1 protein-coding gene is annotated in these 3,245 nt (G+C 56.0%); it reads left to right on the plus strand.

The window, feature by feature from the left end; all coding sequences use genetic code 11:
- Positions 1-3,245: amino acid adenylation domain-containing protein (locus VGM48_RS10545; protein ID WP_331578797.1), on the plus strand; the 3,245-nt coding region annotated here is incomplete at both ends.

The following is a 3,245-nucleotide window of genomic DNA, read 5'->3' on the forward strand; positions in this document are numbered from 1 at the left end:
GTAATATCCTTGTAAAGGAGTTTGTGGAACTGTACAACAGTTATAGCCGGGGGGCAACGCCGGCGCTGCGGCCGTTGCCGGTGCAATACCGGGACTATGCGGTATGGCAGCGTCGTTATATCAGCGGCGACTACCTCGAGGAGCAGCTGGGGTACTGGGAGGAGAAGCTGCGGGATGCGGCAACGCTGGAGCTGCCGACGGACTTCGTTCGCCGGTCGGTGCAGGAGGTGGCAGGAGCGGCTATTTCTTTTACGATCGCCCCGGAGTTGACGGCGGGGTTGCGTGCCCTGTGTCAACGGGAGGGGGTGACGCTATATATGCTGCTGCTGGCGGGCTTTAACGTCCTGCTTCACCGCTACAGCGGACAGCAGGACATCGTGGTCGGGACACCGGTCGCCGGCCGTACTCAGGAGCAACTATCCGAACTGATCGGCTTTTTTGTGAACACCCTGGCAATCCGCAGTACAGTGGAGGGAGACCCTTCTTTCCAGTCACTGCTGGCGCAGGTGAAGGCTTCCACGCTTGAGGCCTATGATCATCAGCAGGCGCCATTCGAGAAGGTGGTGGAGCGGGTCGTGAAGCAACGGGACACCAGCCGCAGTCCGCTGTTCCAGGTGCTTTTTGCGCTGCAGAATACCGAAGAAAAAGGAACCCCGGCAATGGCGCTGGATGGGCTGACCCTGTCGGAATATGGAAGAACCTTATCGACAACACAATTTGATCTGCATTTGATAGCAACGGAGACAGAAGAAGGCGTGTCCTTCCTGTTGCGTTACAGCACGGCGTTATTCGGCCGCCAACGGATGGAACGGATGGGGGCGCATTACAGTACCCTGCTGCACGCCATCGTAAACGATCCCGGTCAGCGGATCGGCGATCTGGATATCTTAACGACGGCCGAACGACATCAGCTGTTGGAAGGATTCAATGCCACGGCCGCAGAATATCCCAGGGACAAGACGATCGTGCAGTTGTTTGAAGAACAGGTAGACCGGACACCGGAGGCCACCGCCGTGGTGTTCGAAGATCAGGCGTTGAGCTATCGCCAGCTCGATGAACGCGCCAATCAGCTGGCGCATCTGCTACTGGCGAAAGGCAGCGGCCCCAGTGACCGAATCGGGCTGTTCTCGCGCCGTTCCATTGAAATGATAACGGCTATGCTGGGTATTCTGAAAAGCGGGGGTATCTATGTGCCTTTCAATCTCGAATATCCGCCGGACAGATTGACCTATATCCGCGAAGACGCGGGAATCTCCATGATCGTGACTACCGGAGCGGCATTGCCCGATCTGCCGGCGACGGGTGACTGTCAATCCGTTTTTATACAGGAAGCTCTCGCTTACCCCCTGGATCGTCCCGTCCTCACGCGCGACAGCCAGACAGGGGTGTATATCATGTATACTTCCGGTACGACTGGCAAACCCAAAGGGATCCTGGTGAATCAGGGCAATATCCTGAAGCTGGTCTATGAACCGGGTGAAATAGCAGTGAGACCCGGGGACCGGATGCTGCAATGGTCAAACTACGCATTTGACGGAAGTGTCTATGAGATCTACAGTTGCCTGCTGATGGGCGCCCGGCTCTGTCTGATAAAGGATAGCGCAGCCGCCGACGTATACGAGATAGCGGCGACGATCCGGCAACAGGAAGTGACGATGTGTTTTATCACGACTGCCCTGTTCAACACATTTATCGACCATCATCCGGCTGCGTTCAGCAAGGTCAGGAAGTTATTGTTCGGCGGAGAGAATGTCTCTGTGCCGCATGTGCGAAAAGCGATAGATATCCTGGGGAGCGATAAGATCATTCATGTTTACGGCCCCACGGAAACAACGGTATATGCCACTTATTACCCGATAACGAAGGTGATGGACAATGACATCATTCCGATAGGCCGGCCACTGGCAAATACACAAATAACGATAAGGGACCGTAATGGGAAAATAGTTCCTGTCGGGGTGGACGGGGAAATTTATATCGGGGGAGCGGGTGTGGCGACGGGCTATGTAGGCAAGGATTCCCTCACCAAAGAGAGATTTGTTTCTTTTGACGGCGAAAACAGATGGTATAAGACCGGCGATCAGGGCCGGTGGTCGCCGGATGGTAATGTCGAATTCCTGGGAAGAAAAGACCACCAGGTGAAGATCCGCGGTTACCGGATCGAGCTGGGCGAAATAGAAACTGTTTTACAACAGGCACCGGGTGTGCAACAGGCGATCGTCGCAGTATCGGATGAAAAAGCCTCAGGCAAACGCCTGACAGGGTATGTAGTGACGGCAGGGAAGCTGGACCGGGATGCCGTGTCTGCTTTCCTAAGCTCCAAACTTCCTGACTATATGATCCCCGCCTCGTTGGTGGAAATGGATAACTTCCCGCTGACGCCCAACGGCAAAGTGGACAGGAAGGCATTGCCCGATCCGGACCTGTCGGGGTCGTCGGGCAAGGAATATGTGACGCCGCAGACACGGGTGGAGGAGCAGCTGGCGGAGATCTGGATGGAGTTGCTGGAGGTGGAGCGGGTAGGCATACAGGATAATTTCTTTGAACTGGGCGGCCACTCGTTACTTGCCGTGCAATTCATCTCTGCGGTGCGTCAGCAATTGGCGAAAGAACTCTCCATAAAAGATATTTTCGAAAATCCCACCATTGCTTCACTGGCCCAACGCTGGGTCGTGCCGGCGGCCGGGGTGGTCGTGCCGTCGGGCGAAGTGGGTCTGCCGCCGGTGCGCCGGCGGGAGAGATCGAACAAGGCCCCTTTGTCCTTCGCCCAGGAACGGCTTTGGTTTATCGACCGGTTACAGGGAAGCGTTCAATACAATATGCCCTGGCTGTTCCGGCTGACAGGTCCGCTCGACAAAGCGGCGCTTGCCGATGCCTTCCGCCAGGTGATCACCCGTCATGAGATCCTAAGGACCGTGATCCGCGAGGAAGGCGGGATCGGCTACCAGCAAAGTCTGCCGGCAGGGGGATGGAAAATGGAGGAGGTGGCGCCGGAAGGCGGCATCGACTGGCATTCGCTGGTGCATCGCCGCATCGAAAAACGGTTCAACCTGGCCCAGGACTATCTGCTGAAGGTGACGCTGATCGAACTGTCCGCACGGGAACATTTGCTGCTGATGCTGACCCATCATATTGCCTTTGACGGTTGGTCGATCGGTCTTGTCGTCGCAGAGCTGGTAGAATTATACAAGGCAAAAAAAGAGGACCGCAAACCAGTGTTAAAGGAGTTACCGCTGCAATACGCC

The organism is Puia sp., from assembly GCF_036500295.1.
Classification (GTDB): Bacteria; Bacteroidota; Bacteroidia; order Chitinophagales; family Chitinophagaceae; genus Puia.